This is a genomic window from Polynucleobacter sp. 35-46-11 (assembly GCF_002281105.1).
Map to the genome: position 1 here is coordinate 1 of NZ_NCFJ01000654.1, position 1,238 is coordinate 1,238.

Genomic DNA, 1,238 nt, shown 5'->3' on the forward strand with positions numbered 1-1,238 from the left:
TCGTCATCGTTAAAATCCAATACCTGATGGTAATGCTATGCAACTTTCCGACTTCAATTACGACCTCCCGCCCGAACTAATTGCCCAGCATCCCCTGGCTAATAGAACGGATAGTCGCCTCTTAGAACTGAATATAGAGGGGGGTAATGTCGCTCAATTGATCGATCGGAAATTCCCAGAGATTCTTAACCTTATCAAACCTGGGGATTTACTCGTCTTTAATGACACCAAGGTGATCCCTGCGCGCCTGCATGGCAAAAAGGAGACGGGGGGCAATGTAGAGCTCCTTATTGAACGCATTAGCGGCGATCAACAAGCCTGGGTACAAATTAGAGCTTCCAAAGTTCCCAAGACCGGGAGCATTGTCCATGTCCACAACAAAGCGGGCGAAACATTCCCAGTGGAAATGCTTGACTATGACGGCAGATTCTATGAAGTGCGCTTTCCAGAGAATGTGTTTGATTTGCTTGAGCGTTTCGGTGAATTGCCACTACCGCCTTACATAGAGCATCAACCAAATCAGGAAGATGCCAATCGCTATCAAACTGTGGTTGCCAAAAACCCTGGTGCTGTCGCCGCCCCTACGGCAGGATTACATTTTGATGAAGCTATTTTGAAGAGGCTAAATGAGCTTGGAGTTAAGCAAGTCTCTGTGACTCTACATGTAGGCGCAGGTACCTTTACACCAGTTCGCGAAGAAGACCTTAGTAAACACAAAATGCACTACGAGTGGTTCTCAGTCCCCGCAGAAACCATCACAGCAATAGAGTCCACCCACCAAGCTGGCGGCAGAGTCATTGCCGTTGGAACAACCAGTCTACGGGCCCTAGAGAGTCAGGCTCAAAACCAAGAAGCCAGCGGCGAAACCAATTTATTTATTACTCCCGGCTACACCTTCAAAGCCGTAGATTGTTTGCTGACAAACTTTCATCTACCAAAATCGACCTTACTCATGTTGGTAAGTGCCTTTGCTGGTGTAGACAATATCCGCCATGCCTATCAACATGCCATTCAAAATGAATATCGCTTTTTTAGCTACGGCGATGCGATGTTCTTAACTAGACAAACTCATGACTAAACCTGTTCACTTCAATATCTTGGCGCGTGACTCTGCAAGCCCTGCACGTCTTGGCCAGCTTGACCTTCCCCATGGCAGCGTTCAAACGCCGATCTTCATGCCAGTGGGAACCTATGGCACTGTGAAGGCCATGACACCTCGGGATTTGAATGAAGCCAAA

Annotated in this window: 1 protein-coding gene and 1 pseudogene; both read left to right on the plus strand. The window is 47.7% G+C overall.

Annotation, left to right across the window (positions count from 1 at the left end):
- Positions 1-37 precede the first annotated feature (37 nt).
- Positions 38-1,078: a tRNA preQ1(34) S-adenosylmethionine ribosyltransferase-isomerase QueA gene (gene queA, locus B7Y67_RS18500; RefSeq protein ID WP_293599890.1), complete on the plus strand. Its 1,041-nt coding sequence runs from the start codon at positions 38-40 to the stop codon at positions 1,076-1,078.
- Positions 1,071-1,238: pseudogene (locus tag B7Y67_RS18505) on the plus strand (tRNA guanosine(34) transglycosylase Tgt); the annotation flags it as partial. The gene queA and the pseudogene B7Y67_RS18505, both read left to right, overlap by 8 nt.